This window comes from Paraburkholderia sediminicola, from assembly GCF_046026895.1.
In the GTDB taxonomy this organism is placed as follows: domain Bacteria; phylum Pseudomonadota; class Gammaproteobacteria; order Burkholderiales; family Burkholderiaceae; genus Paraburkholderia; species Paraburkholderia sediminicola_C.
The window spans coordinates 13,240-33,098 of the sequence record NZ_JAQQEU010000057.1; the positions used below are offsets into that span (position 1 = coordinate 13,240).

17 protein-coding genes are annotated in these 19,859 nt (G+C 59.7%); 8 read left to right on the forward strand and 9 right to left on the reverse strand.

From position 1 onward, the window contains the following. The first annotated feature begins 242 nt into the window (after nucleotides 1-242). The gene (locus tag PQR02_RS29290) at nucleotides 243-3,200 is read left to right on the forward strand and encodes a molybdopterin-dependent oxidoreductase (protein WP_408239814.1); all 2,958 of its coding nucleotides are present in this window, start codon (nucleotides 243-245) and stop codon (nucleotides 3,198-3,200) included. Continuing rightward, nucleotides 3,170-4,042 carry a 4Fe-4S dicluster domain-containing protein gene (locus PQR02_RS29295; protein WP_408239736.1) on the forward strand — a complete coding sequence of 291 codons (873 nt, stop codon included), beginning with the start codon at nucleotides 3,170-3,172 and terminating at the stop codon, nucleotides 4,040-4,042. Before PQR02_RS29290 ends, PQR02_RS29295 begins: the two co-directional genes overlap by 31 nt. Nucleotides 4,043-4,539: 497 nt before the next feature. On the opposite strand, the gene PQR02_RS29300 is transcribed toward PQR02_RS29295, so the two are convergent. Beyond that, on the reverse strand, nucleotides 4,540-5,532 hold the full coding sequence (locus PQR02_RS29300) for an ABC transporter substrate-binding protein (protein ID WP_408239739.1): 993 nt from the start codon (nucleotides 5,530-5,532) through the stop codon (nucleotides 4,540-4,542). Nucleotides 5,533-5,933: 401 nt separating this feature from the next. Between PQR02_RS29300 and PQR02_RS29305 the strand changes: the two genes are divergently transcribed. Further along, nucleotides 5,934-7,685, forward strand: a complete 1,752-nt coding sequence (locus PQR02_RS29305; protein WP_408239742.1) for an FAD-binding protein — start codon at nucleotides 5,934-5,936, stop codon at nucleotides 7,683-7,685. A gap of 156 nt (nucleotides 7,686-7,841) precedes the next feature. Here the strand turns inward: PQR02_RS29305 and PQR02_RS29310 are convergent, their stop codons facing one another. The 7 genes from PQR02_RS29310 to PQR02_RS29340 form a co-directional block, all read right to left on the reverse strand. Then, complete coding sequence (locus PQR02_RS29310) at nucleotides 7,842-8,867, reverse strand: aldo/keto reductase (protein WP_408239745.1); 1,026 nt, start codon at nucleotides 8,865-8,867, stop codon at nucleotides 7,842-7,844. A 164-nt stretch (nucleotides 8,868-9,031) separates the two neighbouring features. Next, nucleotides 9,032-9,688, reverse strand: a complete 657-nt coding sequence (locus PQR02_RS29315) for an LbetaH domain-containing protein (RefSeq protein ID WP_408239748.1) — start codon at nucleotides 9,686-9,688, stop codon at nucleotides 9,032-9,034. A gap of 52 nt (nucleotides 9,689-9,740) precedes the next feature. Beyond that, nucleotides 9,741-10,544 carry a phosphonate ABC transporter, permease protein PhnE gene (gene phnE / locus PQR02_RS29320; protein ID WP_408239751.1) on the reverse strand — a complete coding sequence of 268 codons (804 nt, stop codon included), beginning with the start codon at nucleotides 10,542-10,544 and terminating at the stop codon, nucleotides 9,741-9,743. After that, nucleotides 10,541-11,299, reverse strand: a complete 759-nt coding sequence (phnC, locus tag PQR02_RS29325) for a phosphonate ABC transporter ATP-binding protein (RefSeq protein ID WP_408239754.1) — start codon at nucleotides 11,297-11,299, stop codon at nucleotides 10,541-10,543. The genes phnE and phnC overlap by 4 nt, the downstream gene beginning before the upstream one ends. A gap of 95 nt (nucleotides 11,300-11,394) precedes the next feature. Beyond that, nucleotides 11,395-12,294, reverse strand: a complete 900-nt coding sequence (locus PQR02_RS29330) for a phosphate/phosphite/phosphonate ABC transporter substrate-binding protein (protein WP_408239757.1) — start codon at nucleotides 12,292-12,294, stop codon at nucleotides 11,395-11,397. Nucleotides 12,295-12,472: 178 nt separating this feature from the next. Further along, nucleotides 12,473-13,606, reverse strand: coding sequence for an alpha-D-ribose 1-methylphosphonate 5-triphosphate diphosphatase (locus PQR02_RS29335; protein ID WP_408239760.1), 1,134 nt, complete (start codon nucleotides 13,604-13,606; stop codon nucleotides 12,473-12,475). Nucleotides 13,607-14,058: 452 nt separating this feature from the next. Then, nucleotides 14,059-15,102 (reverse strand): Vgb family protein, encoded by a 1,044-nt coding sequence (locus PQR02_RS29340; RefSeq protein WP_408239763.1) that lies wholly within the window; start codon nucleotides 15,100-15,102, stop codon nucleotides 14,059-14,061. A gap of 394 nt (nucleotides 15,103-15,496) precedes the next feature. Here PQR02_RS29340 and PQR02_RS29345 point away from each other — a divergent pair, with 394 nt between their 5' ends. Both PQR02_RS29345 and PQR02_RS29350 read left to right on the forward strand, forming a co-directional pair. Continuing rightward, nucleotides 15,497-15,661 (forward strand): FmdB family zinc ribbon protein, encoded by a 165-nt coding sequence (locus tag PQR02_RS29345; RefSeq protein ID WP_408239766.1) that lies wholly within the window; start codon nucleotides 15,497-15,499, stop codon nucleotides 15,659-15,661. Between the two features lie 557 nt (nucleotides 15,662-16,218). After that, entirely contained in the window at nucleotides 16,219-17,208 is a 990-nt protein-coding gene (locus PQR02_RS29350) for an oxidoreductase (RefSeq protein ID WP_408239769.1), read from the forward strand. Between the two features lie 319 nt (nucleotides 17,209-17,527). On the opposite strand, the gene PQR02_RS29355 is transcribed toward PQR02_RS29350, so the two are convergent. Further along, nucleotides 17,528-18,196, reverse strand: coding sequence for a c-type cytochrome (locus PQR02_RS29355; RefSeq protein ID WP_408239772.1), 669 nt, complete (start codon nucleotides 18,194-18,196; stop codon nucleotides 17,528-17,530). 307 nt (nucleotides 18,197-18,503) lie between these two features. Between PQR02_RS29355 and PQR02_RS29360 the strand changes: the two genes are divergently transcribed. From PQR02_RS29360 to PQR02_RS29370, 3 genes are all read left to right on the forward strand, one after another. Further along, nucleotides 18,504-18,818: a DUF4148 domain-containing protein gene (locus PQR02_RS29360; RefSeq protein WP_408239775.1), complete on the forward strand. Its 315-nt coding sequence runs from the start codon at nucleotides 18,504-18,506 to the stop codon at nucleotides 18,816-18,818. Between the two features lie 207 nt (nucleotides 18,819-19,025). Continuing rightward, nucleotides 19,026-19,448 (forward strand): hypothetical protein, encoded by a 423-nt coding sequence (locus tag PQR02_RS29365; protein WP_408239778.1) that lies wholly within the window; start codon nucleotides 19,026-19,028, stop codon nucleotides 19,446-19,448. Nucleotides 19,449-19,628: 180 nt separating this feature from the next. Further along, a complete protein-coding gene (locus tag PQR02_RS29370) occupies nucleotides 19,629-19,826 on the forward strand; it encodes a tautomerase family protein (RefSeq protein ID WP_408239781.1) in 198 nt (65 codons plus the stop codon). The last annotated feature ends 33 nt before the right edge of the window (nucleotides 19,827-19,859 follow it).

Consider the following 19,859-nt stretch of genomic DNA (forward strand, 5'->3'; position numbering starts at 1 on the left):
GGACAAAAAAGACGGCAGCTAGAAGCGCTGGACCAGGGCATTCCCTATGATCCTTGACTTTATTCATCCCAAAACACATCATTCGATATAAATCGATCTCAGACGGAATCATCGTTTCGCAAATCATCCGTCACAAGAAAGATGATACAACACGCGGCCGGATTTGCGACCGCTTCGCTGCAACAGCCCAGTCAGCCGCTGCGCCACGCGCAGGCGTATTTCATTTCAGGTTCAAAACTCGTATGCAAAGACACATTCTTGTACTGATACTGTGGTTGATGCCGACCGCTCTGCGCACGACGGCGCGCATGTTTCCGTCCGTACGTGAACATCTGTGCTCAGGAAATTGGGTAATCCAGCTCCGGCTACGGGACAACAGCCTGGCAAGACAACTCCATTTCAAGGATGGCACTCTGTCCGCGCGCTGGGGAGTGAACACCAAGCCCGATGCCGAGCTTGTCTTCATGGATGCGGCCACGGCACGCCAGATGCTTGCGCCCACGACCGATCACGCGTTCCTGATCGATGCGCTCAAGAACTTCAAGATCACGCAGGGCGGCAGCGATCAGGCTCTGGTCTGGTTCGGCCAGTTGGTGAATACGATGAAGACAGCTTCCTGGCGCAGGGGCACCCGGATGAAGGACGGCACCACCCGCTATGTCACGCTCACGAACGGGGGACCCGTCTTTGTCTTCGTCAAGGACGGCAGGATCATCCGGACAACGCCCATTGATCTGACGGAAGACGACGGACCCAGCTGGACCATCACTGCACGGGGCCATCGGTTTTCGCCGGCTCGACGTGCAACCGTTAGCCCGCACGCGCTCTCACTCAAATCTCTCGTGTATTCCGACAAGCGGATTCTTTATCCGATGAAGCGGGTCGATTTCGACCCGAAGGATGAACGCAATCCTCAAACCCGAGGGACTTCAGGCTACGAACGTATCAGTTGGGACGAGGCGCTCGGCATTGTCGCAGGCGAAATCCGCCGTATGAAGCAGGAGCATGGTCCCGGTGCCATCGCGATGGCCACGGGCGCCCACCATCAGTGGGGCAACGTCAACTACTACCTGAGCGCCATGCAGCGCTTCGGCAACCTGATTGGCTACACCCGCGTCGAAATGAGCCCGATTAGCTGGGAAGGCTGGTACTGGGGTGCCATGCATCACTACGGCAACAGTCTGCGTCTGGGCACACCGAGCTTTTACGGCACGACGGAGGACTGTCTTGAACACGCAGAGGTAATCGTCTTCTGGTCCAGCGATCCCGAGTCGACCAACGGCGTGTATGCCGGATTCGAAGGCACCGAGCGTCGCTTGTGGGCGAAGCAGCTCGGGATACAGTTCATTCATATCGACCCCTACCTGACGCAGTCCGCCCAGTTCCTCGGTGGAAAATGGCTGCCGATCAAGCCCGGCACCGATTCGGCACTCGCGATCGCCGTCATGCATGAATGGATGATCAGCGGAAGCTACGATAAGGAATACATCGCCTCCAGAACGACGGGCTTCGACGAATGGCGTGCTTATGTTCTCGGTGAAGAAGACGGCACGCCGAAGACGCCGGAGTGGCAAGAAGCTGAGACCGGCATTCCCGCGAAAGACGTCCGCAGTCTCGCCAGGTTGTGGGCGTCAAAGAAGACCTACCTCGCGGCAGGCGGCCTCGGCGCAGGCTTTGGCGGCGCATGCCGCACCGAGACGGGCGCCCAATGGACGCGAAGCCTCGTCATGATGATGGCCATGCAGGGATGGGGGAAGCCCGGCATCAACTTTGGCAATCTTCAGATCGGCGCCCCCCAGAATCTGAACTTTTACTTTCCCGGCTACGCCGAGGGGGGAATCTCGGGCGATCTCACCTACACTGCGAGCGCGGCCAACAACTATTGCCGCATGCCTCACATCATCACGATCAATCCGGTGAAGCAGTCAATCCCTCGCCAACGGCTTGCCGAGGCCATCACGCAGGGAAGTTCGGAAGGCTACCTGTGGGACGGTTTCTCGACTGAAGGGCAATTTGGCCAATACTCATATCCCAAGCTGGGTCATTCGCGGGTTCACATGCTGTACCGTTACGGATCGTCTTCTTTCGGCACGGTCCCGGGCTCGAACAGACTTGTCGAAGCGTATCGTCATCCATCCCTTGAGTTCGTCGTCAATCAATCGGTATGGATGGAAAACGAAGCGCAGTTTGCAGACATCATCCTGCCAGCGTGTACCGCGCTCGAACGTGACGATATTTCCGAATGGGCAAACAGCGGCGGCTACATCCAGCACGCACAGACCCAGCTCAATCACCGCATGATGATCATGCAGCACAAATGCATCGAGCCTCTCGGCGAATCCAAGTCAGACTATCAGATTTTCCTGGAGATCCTGACAAGACTCGGCTACGGCGGCATGTACTCGGAAGGCGGTGGATCGGAACTGACCTGGTGTGAGCGCATATTCAACTCGACGGACCTGCCCAGTCAGACCAGCTGGAAGAAATTCCTGCAGAAGGGCTATCACGTCGTGCCGCCTCCCAAGGACGATGACAAGCAGCCGGTGGACATGCGCTGGTTTGCAGAGGGCCGCACCAAAGACCTGCCGGAAGCGAATCCCCTTCCCGGCGTGTATTCGAATGGATTCAGCCAGGGACTTGCAACGCAATCGGGCAAGTTCGAGTTCATCCCGTCCAGCCTGCGCCGTATCGAGCAGATCGATCCCGCGCGGCCGGCTGTCAACCGCTATATCAACAGTCAGACCGGTGTAAAGCTAAGGTTCCCGCTACAACTCGTGACCAATCACCCGGTCTACAGCTTCCATACCCAGGCTGATGGGAAGAACAGCCATATCAGCACGATCAATGAGCACAGGATGAACGTTGGAGGCTATCGGTACTGGGTGCTGCGAATGAGCCCCACCGACGCATCGGCGCGTGGCGTCCGGTCGGGCGATCTGGTGCGTGTCTATAACGCCCAGGCATCGGTCATCTGCGCAATAGATGTTTCGCAGCTCATCAAGGATGGCGTTGCACGCGGAAACGAATCATGCAGCGAACTCGATCTCATCCAGACTTCGGTAGGTATGGTTGACCGCGGAGGTTGTCTCAACCTCCTGACCCCGGGGCGAAAGATGAGCGAGACCGCAGATGGGATTATTCCCAACACTTGCTGGGTGGAGGTAGAGAAATGGGACACCAAAATGGAAAAGGCAGCATGACGGGCTGGGCGATGGTCGTGGACGTTTCGCTCTGCATCAATTGCAGAAACTGCGTGATCTCCACAAAGGACGAGTACACCGGCAATGCGTTCCCGGGCTATTCGGCACCGCACCCTCCCGAGGGCCTCGATACGATTCATGTCGAACGCCACGTTCGCGGCGAGGGATCGCTGGTGGACGTGACTTACATTCCTAAGATGTGCAATCACTGCGACAACGCGCCATGTATTAAGGCAGCAGGCGATGGGGCAATCTATAAACGCCCGGACGGCGTCGTAGTCATCGACCCGGAGAAGTCTCGCGGCCGACGGGATCTGGTAACGACGTGCCCTTACGGCATGATTGAATGGAACGAACAGGAACAGGTGCCGCAGAACTGGAATTTTGATGCGCACCTGCTTGACGCCGGATGGAAAGAACCGCGTTGCGCACAAGCCTGCCCAACAAAGGCGCTGCGTGCGCTAAACATACCAGACGGGGAACTCGAAGAAATGGTGAAGAGCGAACACCTGACGGTCATTCATCCGGAGTTCGGGACCAGACCTCGCGTGTTCTACCGCAATCTGGATGACGCTTTAAGCCATCTGGTAGCAGGCAATGTCTGCGAAGCCGCTGCTGACGGCGGCCTGCGAAACATGGAAGGTGTTGAAGTCGTGTTGCGCGACTCCGCCAGCGGAAACGAACGCACGACAACGACTGACCATTTCGGCGATTTCCGGTTCTCGGGTTTGACTGATCAGACTTCGACGATCGAACTGCGGGTCCGGAAGGATGGCAATGAAAAAATAGTCGCAACGAGAGAGCGCGTAGGGAGCGTCAACCTCGGCACGCTGTTGTGTTGATGTCTTTTCCACGTTCTGACTTCCGCGGAGGACGCACATGGAGTTGAAAGACGGCGGCGGTTATCACCCGGCGGAGACAATGAAATCGGATTGGCTTCGGCACGGCTCTTCATCGAAGCGGGTGCGGATGCCGTCATGATGAGCAACAATCCGGAACGCTGGTGCCGCTCGTAGTCAGGCTCGCGCCAAGGTGCAGCTCGAGAGAAGTCTGGTCAGAAGTATTTCGATTGGCCGTCTGAACGATGCCGAGGAAGTCGCTCAAGTTGCGCTCTTCCCCGCTGCGGACCGCGCAAGCAGCATGCAGGGGGTGGAAACCGTCGTCGACGATGCCACGTCACGCGCTCCACAGGGCGCACTCGCGTATCGCGGTTGATTGTTCACACCGGCGCGTCGAAATCGGGCGCGCCGGTGTCCCCACGTTCAAATGCCCTCCCCGGCTGTCCTGGACTCAGGATTCCTTAATAGTGGGCATTGATCGTGGAGGTACTTGCGGCCCTTCAGATTGCAAAGCTTTCGAGACTGGCCGGATGGAATAGCTCACGCGGTTCAAGCCGGCGGCTCGACAGCCCTTCTGCGAAATGACGGCGGAGAAAACGGTCAATGGCATGCTCGTTAGCCGGAAATCCGTATGACCAGAAGTCCACGCCCATCAGTTTGCGAGCGGCACGTAGCTGGTCCTCAACGAACGGCAGGGTGACCTTGGTGGCGGCCGTATCGCTCAGCCTTGTTAGCGCGAGGGCTTTAGACTTCTCGAATGCCTTCATCAGTGCGCCTGGTAGCCAGGGATAACTCTCTGCCAGCGACTTCCTGACGCCAAGCGTGTGCATGATTGGAAACAGCTTCGTACGCCCGTACCAGTCTGCTGCAGCTTTATGTGGATCGTCGAACAGATACTTGACCTGGGGATGCCCACGGTCAAAGCATGAAGGCGCTCGCGGTCCAATGACGGCATCGATTTCCCCGTCCGCCAGCAGGTTCGAGATCGTCTTGCCTTCGGGCGCGTTCTCCAGCTTGACGTCATGAGGCAAGTTAAGCGTAATTTTCTCCACCCTGGTCGGGTCTTCGTATCCGCCGCGCACCCAGGTCACGTCGGACGGCTTGACACCGTACTCCTCCTCAAGAAGAAGACGGACCCACACGTTTGCCGTCAGCTGATATTCCGGCACGCCGATACGCTTGCCTTTCAGATCTTGCGGGCTGTTAATGCCCCTATCCGTGCGCACGTAAATCGACGTGTGTCGAAAAGCTCTCGACGGAAACACCGGCACCGCGACGTAGGGTGAGGTTCCCGCAGCAGTCTTCACTGAGTAGCTGCTGAGCGAGAGTTCGCAGATATCAAAGTCCGCGTGCCGGAAAGCGCGAAAGAAGATCTCCTCGGGATCCTGCAGCATGAAGATCGGATCCACGCCCTCGATTTGAACCTCACCGTCGACCAGTGGCCTGATGCGGTCGTAGTTGCCTACGGCGACGGACAACTGAAGCTTGCTCATTGCTTCTCCTGTTGGTTGCTGAAAAACGCTTGGTTGCCCTGCGCCCATGCACCCTGCAGACGAAAGGACAACGCCGGCCTCGATCTTCAATCGACACAATCGATTTATATCGAATAATCTGTCACAGGACGAGTTCTGTCAAGAAAATCGGGAGTCCTGCGACAACCTCGCGGCGTCGAAACCGAGGGTAGTCTCGTAAGTCAGAGCCGGGCGCAAAAGATGTGCGTCTGCAGCAAGAGAAACTGACTGCATCTGCCTGGGGGATTCCCTGGATTTTCTTGACATTGCTCACTCCCAAACCCATCATTCGTTATAGATTCATCTTTATTAGGATCGTGCTATATCGCATTATTTGACCGAAGCGCATCTGTCAGACACTCTTGAAAACAGGACAAAACGCCATGGGCACCGCAACGACGGAGAACTGGGACCGCGAGGTCGACGTCATCATCATGGGTGCAGGCGCCGCCGGCATGACGGCGGCGATCGTGTCGAAGAACGAGGGGCTTGAACCGCTCGTTCTCGAGAAGACCGACCAGGTCGGCGGAACGTCCGCATGGTCGGTGGGAATGATGTGGTTCGTCGATAGCGCGCCAATGCAGGCCGCCGGTTTTAAGGATTCGTTTGATAAAGCGCGCAAATACTTTGCCGGGACTGTCGGTACGAGTGTCGACCGCTCGTTGCAGGAAGCCTACATCCGCGAAGGCCGGGCCGCACTCGACTATATGTTGCGCAATTCCGCGCTGGAGGTAGTGGCAGTCGACTACCCGGACTACCAGCCCGAACTGGAGGGAGGCATGTTCGGTCGCGCTCATGCCCCGCTGGAATTCGATGCTCGCAAGCTTGGCCCGCACTTCAGGAATTTACGCGCTCCGTTGCCAGCGTTTGCGCCGTTCGGCGGAATGATGCTCGACCTCGTGGATCTGCTCCACTTCCTGTCATTCACGAAATCGGCCCGATCATTCTTTCACGTGCTAAAGCGCTTTGTGCGCTATGGCGTGGATCGGCTGAGCTATCACCGCGGCACCCGACTCGTCGGCGGAAATGCACTCATCGCCCGGTTGTACAAGACCATGCTCGACCGCGAAATCGAAATCTGGTTGAAGTCGTCCGCCACCAGATTGATCATCGAGGACGGTACCGTAACAGGCGCAGAAGTGGTCCGGGACGGCCACACGCTTCGAATCCGTGCTCACCAGGGCGTGGTCATTGCGACCGGGGGGTACCCGGGCAACCAGGAAATGCGCCGGGAACACTCACGCAAACCCACAGTCGAGTTGGGACTCGGATTGCCTAGCAATGTCGGCGAGGGAATTCGTTTAGGCCTGTCGGCCGGAGGGCGACTTGACCACAACTCCGAGGACACGGGTTTCTATGTGCCAATGTCGGTGTTATCGAATGAGACGGGCGAAAAGACGTTGTGGGGCCACTTCATGCTTGACCGTCCCAAGCCCGGGTTCATTGCCGTGGGCAAGGACGGGAACCGCTTCACCAACGAGGCGGCGTCTTATCATGCCTTCACCCTCGGGATGTTCGATGCCGGTGCCATCCCGGCATATCTAATTGCCGACGCGGCGACAGTCAAGAAGTACGGCATCGGCGTCATCCTTCCCGGTAGTTTGTCGCTGCGGCGCTATGAGAAGGCGGGATATCTCTTCAGAGGCCGCACGCTGGCTGAACTTGCTGGCAAGCTTGGCGTTGACGCCAGCGGGCTGGAACGCAGCGTCGCGCGCAACAACCAGTTTGCAGCCACCGGAGTGGACGCGGATTTCGGCAAGGGATCGTCCGCATACAACATCTACAAGGGCGATCCGACACACTCACCCAACCCCTGCCTCGGTCCCATCGAACGGATCCCCTTTTACGCTGTCATGCTGATGCCGGGCGACTTCGGTACAAGCCGCGGTCTCGTGACCGGCAGTCACGGCGAAATTCTCGATCGCGACAACCATCCAATTCCTGGACTCTACGCTTGCGGCAATGATATGAATTCGCCCGTGGGTGGACACTACATTGGCGCCGGAATTACGCTCGGGCCCGCGTTGACGTTCGGATATCTGGCCGCCATGTCCCTCGTCGAGGGCGGACAGGTGAAAGTTGGCCGCGATGCAAACTCCGTTGCTACTACCGGCTCAAAGGTCCGAATTGCATGAAAGATACGAGCGTTGTGTCACTCAAGGTCGTCGGGCCCGGCATGGACCCGCGTAGTGAACTGTTGCCGATTCAGAATCGGCAACAGTTCGAAAAGCCAAAGAGTACGCTCGCCGATTGGACCGACATCCCCAGAGCGTTGCGTCCCGGAAATCCCCTTATACCTCTTGTGAACCGTGATACGTGATCCGGCCAAAGAACGGATGCTTCGGATCGTTGAACCCAGGCGTCGAAGGATGGCCGGTTGTCACTAGCGAATCGACGAAGGCTTCGTCTTCCGCGGTCAGACGATAGCGCAAGGCCGGTTGATAGTCGTTCCATTGCGCTTCAGTTCGTGGCCCGGCGATCGTCGAACTGATGTATCTGCTGTTCAGCACCCACGCGAGCGCGAACTGCCCGGCGCTCAGGCTTCGCGCCTGTGCATGCTCATCGACGCGTCGTGCCAGCTCCAGAGACTCGGGGCGCCATTCGGCCTGCTGCAGGCGGCGGTCACCGCGCCCTGCCCGGCTATCGGACGCGGGCGCCACGCCCATTTCATACTTGCCGGTCAACACGCCCCGCGCGAGTGGGCTATACGAAATAACGCCGAGCCCGTAGCGGTGCGCGGAAGTGAGTTGTTCCGCCTCGGCCTGCCGGTTCGCGATGTTATACAGCGGCTGGCTGGCCACCGGAGCAGCCAGGCCGAGCGCTTGTGCGGTGTGAGCGAATTCAGCGATCTTCCAGCCACGATGATTCGACAAGCCGTAGTAACGTATCTTGCCGTCCCGAATCAGATCGTTGAGCGCGCGCACCGTTTCATCGACCGGAGTGTGATGATCTTCTGCGTGCAGATAGAGCAGATCGATGTAGTCGGTGTTCAAACGCTTCAGACTGGCCTCGACGGCCTGGATCATATGCTTGCGCGACGCGCCGCACGCATTCACGTCGCCGTCAGCGAGCGGACTGGCGATTTTGGTCGCCAGCACCCAGCGGTCGCGCTGGGCAGCTATGCAACGTCCGACGACGCGCTCCGATTCACCGCCGGCATAAACGTCGGCGGAATCGATCGAATTGACGCCCTGTTCACGAGCGCTTTCAAAGATGCGTTCCGCGGTCGTCTGATCGGTCGGGCCGCCGAACATCATCGTACCGAGGGTCAGCGTCGAAACCTTGAGGCCACTGCGTCCAAGTTGCCGAAATTCCATGTGAAACTAGCTCCCCTTACTAAAAAGGATCTCAACCCGTTCTGGAAAGAACATCTGACACGTCGATTCATGTCTACACGTCTAGATGAATTAGAGCGGGCAATATTTGTTGAGGTATACGCGCTCGCAACGCCGCTACATTCCGCGCGAGGCTGACCGACTCATCAGTCCCCGTACTTCTCTGCGAACTCGACTGCGGTGAGCAGGCGAAAGTCGGCCAGGGCCGCGTCGATTCGTTCGGGATTCCAATCCCACCAGGCGATTTGCTGCAGCCGTTCCGAAGTGCGCGCGTCGACGCGAAAGCGCAACACGCGCGCCGGCACTCCGACGACGATAGCGAACGGCGGCACGTCTTTGGTCACCACTGCTCCCGAACCGACCGCTGCGCCCGTACCGACCGTGACACCTGGCATGATCACGGCATCATGGCCGAGCCACACATCGTGGCCGATCTCGACGCGGTCCTGCGCTCGCCATTGGAAGATGCCGTCGTCGTCGTCCAGAGAAAGCCCGTACGAGCGCGAACGATAGGTAAAGTGATGGTGGGTGGCTCGCCACGACGGGTGGTTCGGCGGATTGATGCGCACGCCGGTGGCGATGTTGGCGAACTTGCCGATGAGCGCGTGGGCAATCTGATTGTCGCCCATCGCATAGCCGTAGTCGCCGATGACCGATTCGGCAACATGACTGCGTGGTCCGAGATAGGTGTAGCGGCCAAAGTCGCTAGCGCGAACCAGTGCCGTCGGATGAATCTCAGGATCTTCCGACAGCACGCGGCCAAGCGTCCACGGATCGGCCGCAACGCCGTGATTGATTAGCATAAGAGACTCGAAATTCAATGTTGAAGTGACAGTGAAAACGCTTGCCTCGCACTCACTGAACGAGGCTGCGCAGGTAGGCGGAAACCCGTTCGGCGCACGCAACCAGGATGAAGGTAGCGATCAGCAGGAACGACACCGTCTGATACTGGAACAGGTTCATCGCGGTCAGCAACTGGAAGCCGATCCCGCCCGCGCCCACAAAGCCGAGCACCAGCGAGGAGCGCAGGTTTTCGTCGAAACGGAACAGCCCAATGCCGAGCAGCGACGGCAGCACGCCTGGCACCACCGCATGGCTCAACACCTGGAGACGGCCCGCACCGGTCAGTGTCAGCGCTTCGACGGGACCCATATCCATGTCTTCGATCACTTCCGCAAAGAGCCGCCCGAGCATGCCGACCGAATGGACCGCGAGTGCAAGCGCGCCCGGAAACGGCCCAAGTCCAACGGCGGTCACGAACAGCAGTGCCCACACCAGATCGGGGACCGCGCGGGTGACGCCGATCAGGGCGCGCGAGATGTAGTACAAGGGCTTCGCTGGGGTGACATTCGCGGCTGCCAGAATCGATAGCGGGAACGCAAGAAGCACCCCGAACACGGTGCCGAAAATCGCCAGGTCGATTGTCTCGAGAACCGGCCAGAGATTCGGGACGAACTGGTCGAACGCCGGCGGCATGGCCCGCGAAACGATGTCGGCCATCCCGTGGGCGCCGGTCAACAGATCCTGCGGTCGCGCCTGAACCACGATCCACGCCTGTACGAACAAGGCCAGTCCGACGACGACGGCACACACCGTCCAAACAGTGCGTGCGCCCGGCGTGCCCGTGGGCGCGCGCATTTCGAGAGCCTTGTTCATCATGCTTCGTCCACGTAAAGCCGCGCGATCTGTTGACTGGAGACTTCCGCAGCCGGCCGGTCGAATTCCAGCTGACCACGCCGCAGGCCGACCAGTCTGTCGGCATAGCGCGCCGCCAGTTCAGGCTGGTGCAATACGCAGATCACCGCGAGTCCGTCTTCGGTGGCGAGGCGGCGCAACAGCCGCATGACCTCATCGGCTGCCTCGGGGTCCAAGCTCGCGACCGGCTCGTCGGCGAGCAGCACGTCTGGACGCTGCGCCAGCGCACGAGCGACCGCCACACGCTGCGCCTGCCCGCCCGAGAGCGTGCCGGCGCGCTGGCCAGCCAGATGCAACAGGCCGACTTCGTCCAGACAGGCTCGTGCCGGTTCGATTTCCTCGCGGGGCAAGCGCCCCATTGCGGTCGCCAGTGTCCTGTGGCGCCCCAGCGCGCCGCAGCAGACGTTTGCCAGCACGCTGCGCCGCCTGACGAGATTAGCGTTCTGCGAGATCAGTGCGAGCGGCAGCCGCGCCTGCCGAAGGGTTTCGCCCGAGAGCGCGGCCAGATCGCGTCCGGCGACCTCGACCGAACCGGCTGTCGGACGGTTCAGTCCGACCACGCACTTCATCAAGGTCGACTTGCCGCTGCCGTTGCTGCCGAGCACCACGATCATCTCGCCGGCCTGAACGGACACATTGAAGTCGCGCAGCGCCGTGTGACCGTTTGCGTAACGCATCGTCAGGTTATCGACGGCCAGCTTCACTGCGGGCGCGAGCATGGGCCGCGGTACCGTCGCGCGCCTGCCGGATCCGGCGGCTGCGAATGCCGCCGCCGGGCCTGGTGCTCCGTGGTGGGATGCGCCGAAATGGGTATTCACAGTTTTGCCAGGTCGATGTGAAGCGTGGATACCAGATCACGAATCTGGTTGTAAGCGGCGTCCGTCTGCGGCACCGTCATCAACTGCGGGTTCTGGTTCGATGCCAGGAACTTCTGATCGGCCTCCGGCAATTGATGCAGATCGAGCGAACTCAGGATGCTTGCGAGACGAGCCTTGAAATCAGCCGGCAAGTCGCCCCGCACCGCCAGCGGGTCGAGCGGAATTGGATCCGACCGCCACAGCGTCACATAGGCCGAAGGATCGTACTCGTTGTGCAGCTTGGCGCTGGCGATTTCCTCGCTGTTCAGTTCTCCCGCGTCAACCTTGTGATTGCGCATCGCCTCGAACGATGCCGTATGGCTGCCCGCATAGATCGCCTTCACACCCTTGTCCGGATCGATGCCGTTCTTGCTCAGACCGTAGGCGGGAAACAGGTGGCCGGAGGTGGAAGCCGGATCGGCATAGGCAAACGAACGGCCGTTGATGTCCGCAAGCTTCTTGATACCAGAGCCGGGCCACGTGACGATGGACGCGTAATACGTGGCCGGCTTGCCAGCTTCGCCGGCAAAGGTGGCGACGGCCTCGGCATGCGCGACCTGGTGAGCAAGCACATAGCCGAGCGGGCCGAACTCGCCGAATTCAAGTTTGTTGTTGCGCATCGCCTCGATCTCGGCGTTATAGCTGGTTGCCACGTAGAGCTGTACAGTGCAGCCGAGCTTCTCGCCGATCATCTTGGCGAGGTCCGAATAGACAGGCAGCATGCGTTGCGCCGATTCGTACGGTTCGACGCCAAAGCGAACCACGCCGTCGTTCGGACAGGTGCCGGCCGCATGTGCGGCACCCGAGACGAGAACTGCCGCAAATGCCACCGCTGCTAAAACTTTGGAGACCTTCATATTTTCCTCAAGTTGTATACGAAGCGTACCGAACAACTAACGATCATCGGGGTTTACTATCCAACCCATCGCATTCCAGGAATTGCATTGTCACATCCATGTATATATGTCGGGACTTCTGGATGATTCGCGCAGTCGCCCCGACACGCCCATGTGACTGATCGCAGCGTGACCTGCATCAGACGATGCGTTCCCCTGCCCGCCAGGTCGCGCGCGGTACGGGCAGTGCTTCGTGCATCCTCACGCGCACAAAGTCGGCACGCAAACCGGGGGCGATAGCACCGCGATCATGCAATCCCACCGCGCCAGCCGGTGCAGCCGATACAGTTGCCATCGCACGCGGAAGCGTCCAGCCAGCCTTGTCGACAAGTTCGAATGCCGCGGTCAACAGGCTCGATGGCACATAATCGGATGACAGGATGTCGAGCAACCCGGCCTGCGCAAGTTCGAGCGCGGATACGTTGCCCGAGTGCGATCCGCCCCTTACGATGTTGGGCGCGCCCATGATCGTCGCAAGACCGTGTTCGCGTGCCGCATGCGCCGCAACGCGAGTGGTCGGAAACTCGGCCAGCACGATGCCTTCGGCCGCCGCCTGTTCGACATGCTCGACCACCGTATCGTCGTGACTCGCCACCGGGACACCGAGCGCCGCACAACGCGCGACGATTTCACGCCGGTGCTTGTCGGCGAAGCGCTCCTGTCCATCTGTAAGCTCGGCTACCACGGCGGCGTAGTGTTCATCAGTCAGTTTGCCGTGCCGTTCCTGCCAGCGGCGCCATTGATTGCGATCGTGCCATTGCCGCTGGCCTGGCGTGTGATCCATCACCGAAGCCAGACGGAGCAGCGGATGCGTGTAGAGCGAATCGAACACGTCGACCACGTCGGGTGCGGCGATTTCGCAGCGCAGGTGCAGGAAATGTTCGGCACGCAGCAACGCATTCCCGGACAAGCGCGCGAGGGCTTGCGTACACCGCGTCTGCAGATCGCGGTTGTGCATATCCACATCGGAACGCGCGCCGATTCTGAGCGAATCGAAGACGGTCGTGATGCCGGCCGCGGCAACCTGCGCATCGTGAATCACGAACGCCGCATCGATATTCCACTGCACGCCGGGACGCGGCGCGAGATGCTTTTCCAGATTGTCGGTGTGCAGTTCGATGAGACCCGGCAACAGATAGTCTCCATCCCAGTCAACGGCTTCGCGTGCAGACGTATTGCCGCGTTCGATATCGCGGATGAGGCCGTCCTCGATTCGCAAGGTGCCTGTAAATTCTTCCTCTCGCGTGATGATGCGAGCGTTCCTGACCAACATCGACGTGCTCCGTATGTATAGCGGCCTCTGCGTAACGTTGCCGTAATACGCAGTCGCAGTAGTTGTGATTCGAGGCGGCGCGTCGCGACTTCTCCGCGTGCGTGAGGTTCGCCGCTCACGGAACGGGGGCGTTGCATCCATTCATCTAAACGTCTAGATGTGTAGGGACAATCTCGCGTGCGTCGTTGAGGAAAAGATCCGCCTCACATTTCCATCATGGCTCGCGCACTACCGCACTTCAATGCTCGACGCCGTATTCATTTGAACCGGTGGGAATGACAGCACGATGACATCGACCGACAAAGCGATGCCGCACATCACTCCACCGTTTACTGTTCCCTCCAACGGGGCGGATGTACACGCAGACGCCACCCACTATTTCGATCGACCGTGTCCTCGGCGTGACCTCGTTCGAGCTCGGGTGAAGATCGCCCAACGCGCACCATAGCGCGTCAATCCCCGCTCGCAGCCGCTGCGCGGGACCGGTACCGCAGCAGATGATCGATGCCGGATCCGGACAGCCAGACTTCGCCCGGGCGGCCCATCATCTGACGGACGTTTGCGTGCGCGCGCGGCAACGCAAACACATCGAATCGCTCGGTGCGCGGATCGAAGCGCACGAGTGCATTGCCGCTCCACTCGCTAAGCCAGACGATGTTCTGGTCGTCGACAAATATCGCGTAAGCATGCGGGTCTTCGCCGGGCAGTCGCCATTCGCGCCATCGACGCGTCGCCGGATCGAATACACCGACTTTTCCCGCATTCCACTCGCTGACCCAGACGCGCCCCTTCGAATCGGACCATACACGGCGCGCGCCCTGATTCGGGGTGGGCGGTTCGATGACCTGTGCTGCGCCGCTCACGGGATCAATGTGGCCGAGATAGCTTCCCGCCAGTGACGCGAAATACAGGCTGCCGTCCGGGGTGACGCAGATGCCGTAGGGCCCGCGTCCGCGCGGCGCATCGAAGACGCGCATGGTGGCGCGCTTCGGATCGAGCTCGCCATAGATGCCGCTTTGCCCGGTGAACCACAGATGACCTTGCCTGTCGAACACTGCGGTGTTCAGATTGGCGTCCGGCCGCTCCTTCGGCAGCGGAAAACGCGTGACGGCAAGCGTCTTCGGATCGACGCGCACGATCGCGTTCAGGCCCCCGTCGGTGATCCATGCCGCGCGATCCGGGCCGACGATCACGCCGTGCGGCGCCGACCCGTCGCCGAGCGGTATCTTCTCGATCTTGCCGTTACGCGGGTCCAGCCGACCGACCATGCCTTGCGCCTGGGCGGTGTACCACACGGTGCCGTCCGGCGACGGTGCGACGTCGTGTGGCGCGCTGCCGGTTGGGACGGCAAAGATGTCGAACGACGGCGGCTGGGCGTGCACCGAACCGATGGCGAGCGTCGCAATCGCGAGAGTAGACGCAACAGACAGGGCCAGCACCGCCCCGCAAATGTGGTTCACCGTGCCTACGATGCGTTCCCTTCCGATTTCAAGCATGTTCGCCTCCATGCACAGGCTTCGTTTCAAAAGGCGCAGACGGTTTTCGATTGTTGCACAGGGCGGACGTCGTGAAGCGTTGGTGCGGGAACGCCCCGGAATTGTCGGACGCCATACCGTTACCAGTGATGATAGCGCCGTATTTCGCCGATTCGGCGTGCCTCTTTCCCGCCGATGGGAAGTCGCAGGCGCAACCGCTCCGTGCAGCGGGAACTCTGTCGCTGGATAGCCTTGGCTATTGGCCACAGCAGGCGACCAGTGTCGCCTGCCAGATGAGTACACGATGAGACACGGATGCCTGCATTTCCTGTACTAGAATGGATTGATACAGTGTTGGGCGTCGCTGGCGTATCCGGTTAGCACGTGCGGGATTTGCTTTTCGAGGAGAGCTGTCATGCCGACTTACCAGTATCGTTGTGAGGTCTGCGGCGAGTTGTTCGAACACATCGAACATCTCGCTGAGCATCAGACCGCACATCCGCCTTGTCCGAAGTGCGGGAGCGAGAAGGTTCAGCACACACCGACGCAATTTGCCGCGAAGACGTCGCGAAAGAGCTGAGACCTAGGCCATCTGTTCGATTTTTCGTTTCGGACGATCGCCCGGGACGAAGTCGGCTCCTGCGTTGAAAACGAACGATCCGATCCCGATCAAGCGCAACCCTGTCGTGACTAAACCGGCGTTGTCATGCGTCCAACGGCGAACCTCTGCTTCCTGAATCAGCCGCTGCCGCAACGCGCGTATCTCGCTACGGAGCGCTAAAGGTCAATCGTTGATTGACTGTTTAGTGAGCATCGCGCCCGAATTAGCCGTTCTGAATGTCCCCTGGCATCTTTCGCGGGGTATTGCCAGTGATGAGGTCCGCACGCTGGCGGACTACATCAGCGGCGGCAAACAACTCAACCGGGGCGCCAATGCAGTAATTCGCACTCTGTACGAAAACGAAAGGTTGGTCACATCCAAACGCAATGACGATCACGCCCGCCCACACCCGAGCCGGAAGCCTCCGAACCCAGCACGCAACGCGTAGCACGGGTAATCAGCATCGCCGGGAACCGCTGCCTGGCCGGTAGCGACGCTCTAAACTTACCAGTGGTAGTCTCGCAGTCGACTACCCTATGCCGAGCAAGAACAACATGAACAAACAGTGGGCCACCACCGATATTCCGTCGCAGATTGGCAAGCGAGTTCTCATCACTGGAGCAAACAGCGGCATTGGCTACCATGCCGCACTGACTCTTGCGCGCAAGGGCGCGCAAGTCATACTTGCATGCCGCGATAAACAACGCGGCGAAGCGGCCTTAGCCCGTCTGAACGCCGCAGCGCCCGGCGCTCGTGCCGATCTGGCGATTCTCGATCTCGCGTCCCTCGCATCCGTGCGCGAGTTCGCGCAGAGGGAACTCGCCGATCAGTGCCTTATTCACCTTCTGATCAACAATGCCGGCGTCATGGCGCCGCCGAAACGGCTCGAGACTGCGGACGGCTTCGAACTGCAATTTGGCACCAACGTGCTCGGCCATTTCGCGTTGACTGCGCTCCTTATGCCCGCTCTCGAACTGGCTGCGACCAGATCGCCTGACCGACCACGCATTGTCACGATCGCTTCCATCGCGCACAAGCAAGGAGAGATCGATTTCAACGACCTCCAATCCAAGAAGACGTATTCGCCGATGCGATCCTATCGGCAGTCGAAGCTCGCAAATCTGATGTTTGCGTTCGAACTCGACCGTCTTTTACGCGCTGCCAATTCCCGTGTTATGTCGGTTGCCGCACACCCTGGCGTCGCAAACACCAATCTGTTTCGGGACGGGGATCGCTCAGCAGCTTCACGCGCTGCCCGCGAGTTCGTCAGTCATTTCATCGGTGCCGTGCTGAACACCGACTACGCAGGCGCCCTGCCGACCCTTTACGCGGCTACATCGAGCGATGTCAGTGACGGGGGCTACTATGGCCCACAAGGCTTTCTGGAGACACGCGGAAGCAAAATAGACGAGGCGAGCGTCGCCAGGCAGGCAAAGGACGCTGCGAATGCCGCCCGTTTGTGGCAGGAGTGCGAACGGCTTACTCAGGTGCGCTTGCGCCCATTGTGCGGGCTGGCCGCATCTTGAAAGCGAGGATCAGGAACAGCGCCTGATATACCGACCCGACTGGACGCGATTGAAGTAGTCGTTCTATCCGAGTGGGCAGGTCGGCACCTTCACATGCATGCTCTGACAAGGATATGTTTCAGGTAGTTGCGGGCTCTTTGCGGCACTCAAAACGGAGTCGTCGCTACTCGCGCAGCCGGTAAGCATGACAACCAGACCCGATATTACGGTGACTTTACTCCACACAAGAATTCGCATATCTACTCGACGCAAAACGAGAATGGGTGACGGAAACGGGATGCCCGGTCGGTGCGCCACGCGGATTGCAGGTCGTCCATCGTCAGGGTTGAGTCACCGAAAGGTAAGCCGCAGCCTCTTCGATCTGCTCATCGTTCAGCTTCGCCGCGATGGCTGTCATCGTTCCGGGCGCCGGCGTGTTCCCCTTCGCGCGCGCCTGAAATTCGTGTAGCCGAGCGACGACAAACGCCGCCGGTTCACCCGCTATTCCAGGAAATCGCGCGCCATTTCCTTTGCCGCCGGCCGCATGGCAACTGAAACAGGCGGGCAGGTCGGATCCACTGCCCATCTCAGCAAGCTGCTTCCCGGCTATCACCAGGCTCTGCGGCGGCGGTGCACCTTTGGCAAGCGGCGGGTTCTGCTTTGAAAAAAACATTGCGAGTTCGCGTATCTCGCTATCGGAAAGATTGTGGGCGACCGTCTGCATGACAGGGCTGGCGCGGGTGCCAGCCTTGAACATTGCCAATGCATGCGCGAGATAGTCTGGATCTTTGCCAGCAAGCCGCGGCCCACCGGTCACGGTGCCGGCGCCCAATGCGCCGTGACACGCGACACAGGTTGCGATGGACGGCGCATTCATGCTCCCGCCAGTATCCTGCGCATTCACTGCGGATTGCGCGTGACAGACGCTGACGAATCCGAAGAGCGCCGTAGCCGAAAGCGAGCGCAGGCCGTAGCGCAGCAGGTTGGTGTAACGTGAACCGATCATCATGGTCTTCCCAATCGTCCTTCGAACGAGCGCCCGGTGAATGACGCTATGAGGCAATTCTGACGAAATGATTGTGACCGGCGAGCGTCGAGTGAATTACGAATCTGTCATGTAAGGCGAACATCGACCAGCTTGCCGCCGCTGGAAAGACGCATCTCTATTCGAAGATGACGCAGATGTAATGTGCGCGTCAGTATCGCGTCAACGCCTCCGTACAGAATGAAGCTTACTCACCTGCATCGTGGTGAGTCCGAGGCTTCACTCATCATGCGCGAAGCCCACTGAAGCTAACTCGAGAAGGTGATTGACTATGAAAGCTCTTATCTATGCAGCGCTGGTTGCCAGTGCATTGGCCGCACCGGCAGTCTCTTTTGCGCAGGACGCTAGCGCGCCGCTGACACGTGCCGAAGTGCGCGCGGACCTGGTGCGCGTGGAACAAGCCGGTTATCGCCCGAGTGCCAAGGATGATGCGCATTATCCAGCGGACATTCAGGCTGCGGAGGCGCGTATTCACGCGCAGGACATGACCAGCACAGCGGTCGGTGGAGTGTCGATGAATGGTTCCTCGGAGTCGGGGACACCTGCAACGACCCCAGGTACTCACTCGATCTATTTTGGTCATTGATGGCCCGATACCCATTGATTCGACCCGCAATCGCAATCAACGGGCGACGGACCGCCGCTGCTGCGCGACACGCGGGCGTGAGGTAGCCCGCAGTCGCATCGCGCGACTCGTGTGCGCCGCCTCAACACCCACCGCTCTGACGATCCGCTTGCCGGAACGAGACAAGAACCGGCTACCGCGCAAACTCGGCTGCGGCAGGAGAACCCAATGACGCTCGAATTTCTCAACCATCAAGTCATTTTCGACCGGGCGGTCCAACATCTCTTTCAGCAACGCGAGGCAGCGCTCCTGCCGCGCGGCGGCGGTGCATATCGCGGTTACTGCGGAGGCTGTCCGGTCGGCAGCTTCATCAAGCCACGCGACTACTTGACAGCAATGGAGGGAGTTCCAATTCACTATCTCAGCAAGCAGAAGAACGAAGTACCCGCCTACATGGATGTGGGAGTCGCCGCGTTAAAGAGAGCGCTACTGCGCTCGAAGATCAATGCATATGACCCGCAGACGGTCAGCCTGCTGAGCTGTCTGCAAAACGTGCATGACGTCTTCGGCGTCTGGGAATGGAGCGACAGGCTGCGATCGATCGCGCGTCAGTTCGCTCTCAGCGCGGACCGACTGACGGACGCTGCATGAGTCTGCGATGCTGATGAGGTCGGCCGGGAAGAGTGGCATCAAGGACACGTACGCCAAGAAATCTCGTGAAGAGCGCCGATAGCATTCACGCAGCGCTTCTATTGCACAGGCTCGAGCACACGCCGCGCAGTGTCGCTATGATTGCAGCCGCAGTTCCTTGCCAACCAGATGGAGTACGTTATGCCCGAAGTCGTTGTATATGCAGTATCAGGCCGCACAGCCGAGCAAAAGAAAGCGCTGATGACGGGAATTACCAAAGCTGTGGTCGACAGCCTCGGTGTCGCCGCTGAACAGGTTGTCGTGCAGATCGTGGAGTCTCCACCAGACTCCAAGTCGAGAGGCGGCATTCCGTTCAGCGAGCGCCAGCGCACGTCTTGAACCCGCACGAGTCCGCATCATGACCGACCGGTA

What these genes read in the sequence shown, in the direction of transcription:
- PQR02_RS29290 (WP_408239814.1), top strand. Translation starts at nt 243, where the DNA reads ATGCAAAGACACATTCTTGTACTGATACTGTGGTTGATGCCGACCGCT.
- PQR02_RS29330 (WP_408239757.1), bottom strand. Translation starts at nt 12,294, where the DNA reads ATGAAGGTCTCCAAAGTTTTAGCAGCGGTGGCATTTGCGGCAGTTCTC.
- phnC (WP_408239754.1), bottom strand. Translation starts at nt 11,299, where the DNA reads ATGCTCGCGCCCGCAGTGAAGCTGGCCGTCGATAACCTGACGATGCGT.
- PQR02_RS29360 (WP_408239775.1), top strand. Translation starts at nt 18,504, where the DNA reads ATGAAAGCTCTTATCTATGCAGCGCTGGTTGCCAGTGCATTGGCCGCA.
- PQR02_RS29300 (WP_408239739.1), bottom strand. Translation starts at nt 5,532, where the DNA reads ATGAGCAAGCTTCAGTTGTCCGTCGCCGTAGGCAACTACGACCGCATC.
- PQR02_RS29295 (WP_408239736.1), top strand. Translation starts at nt 3,170, where the DNA reads ATGGGACACCAAAATGGAAAAGGCAGCATGACGGGCTGGGCGATGGTC.
- PQR02_RS29335 (WP_408239760.1), bottom strand. Translation starts at nt 13,606, where the DNA reads ATGTTGGTCAGGAACGCTCGCATCATCACGCGAGAGGAAGAATTTACA.
- phnE (WP_408239751.1), bottom strand. Translation starts at nt 10,544, where the DNA reads ATGATGAACAAGGCTCTCGAAATGCGCGCGCCCACGGGCACGCCGGGC.
- PQR02_RS29345 (WP_408239766.1), top strand. Translation starts at nt 15,497, where the DNA reads ATGCCGACTTACCAGTATCGTTGTGAGGTCTGCGGCGAGTTGTTCGAA.
- PQR02_RS29350 (WP_408239769.1), top strand. Translation starts at nt 16,219, where the DNA reads ATGCCGAGCAAGAACAACATGAACAAACAGTGGGCCACCACCGATATT.
- PQR02_RS29365 (WP_408239778.1), top strand. Translation starts at nt 19,026, where the DNA reads ATGACGCTCGAATTTCTCAACCATCAAGTCATTTTCGACCGGGCGGTC.
- PQR02_RS29340 (WP_408239763.1), bottom strand. Translation starts at nt 15,102, where the DNA reads ATGCTTGAAATCGGAAGGGAACGCATCGTAGGCACGGTGAACCACATT.
- PQR02_RS29305 (WP_408239742.1), top strand. Translation starts at nt 5,934, where the DNA reads ATGGGCACCGCAACGACGGAGAACTGGGACCGCGAGGTCGACGTCATC.
- PQR02_RS29355 (WP_408239772.1), bottom strand. Translation starts at nt 18,196, where the DNA reads ATGATGATCGGTTCACGTTACACCAACCTGCTGCGCTACGGCCTGCGC.
- PQR02_RS29315 (WP_408239748.1), bottom strand. Translation starts at nt 9,688, where the DNA reads ATGCTAATCAATCACGGCGTTGCGGCCGATCCGTGGACGCTTGGCCGC.
- PQR02_RS29370 (WP_408239781.1), top strand. Translation starts at nt 19,629, where the DNA reads ATGCCCGAAGTCGTTGTATATGCAGTATCAGGCCGCACAGCCGAGCAA.
- PQR02_RS29310 (WP_408239745.1), bottom strand. Translation starts at nt 8,867, where the DNA reads ATGGAATTTCGGCAACTTGGACGCAGTGGCCTCAAGGTTTCGACGCTG.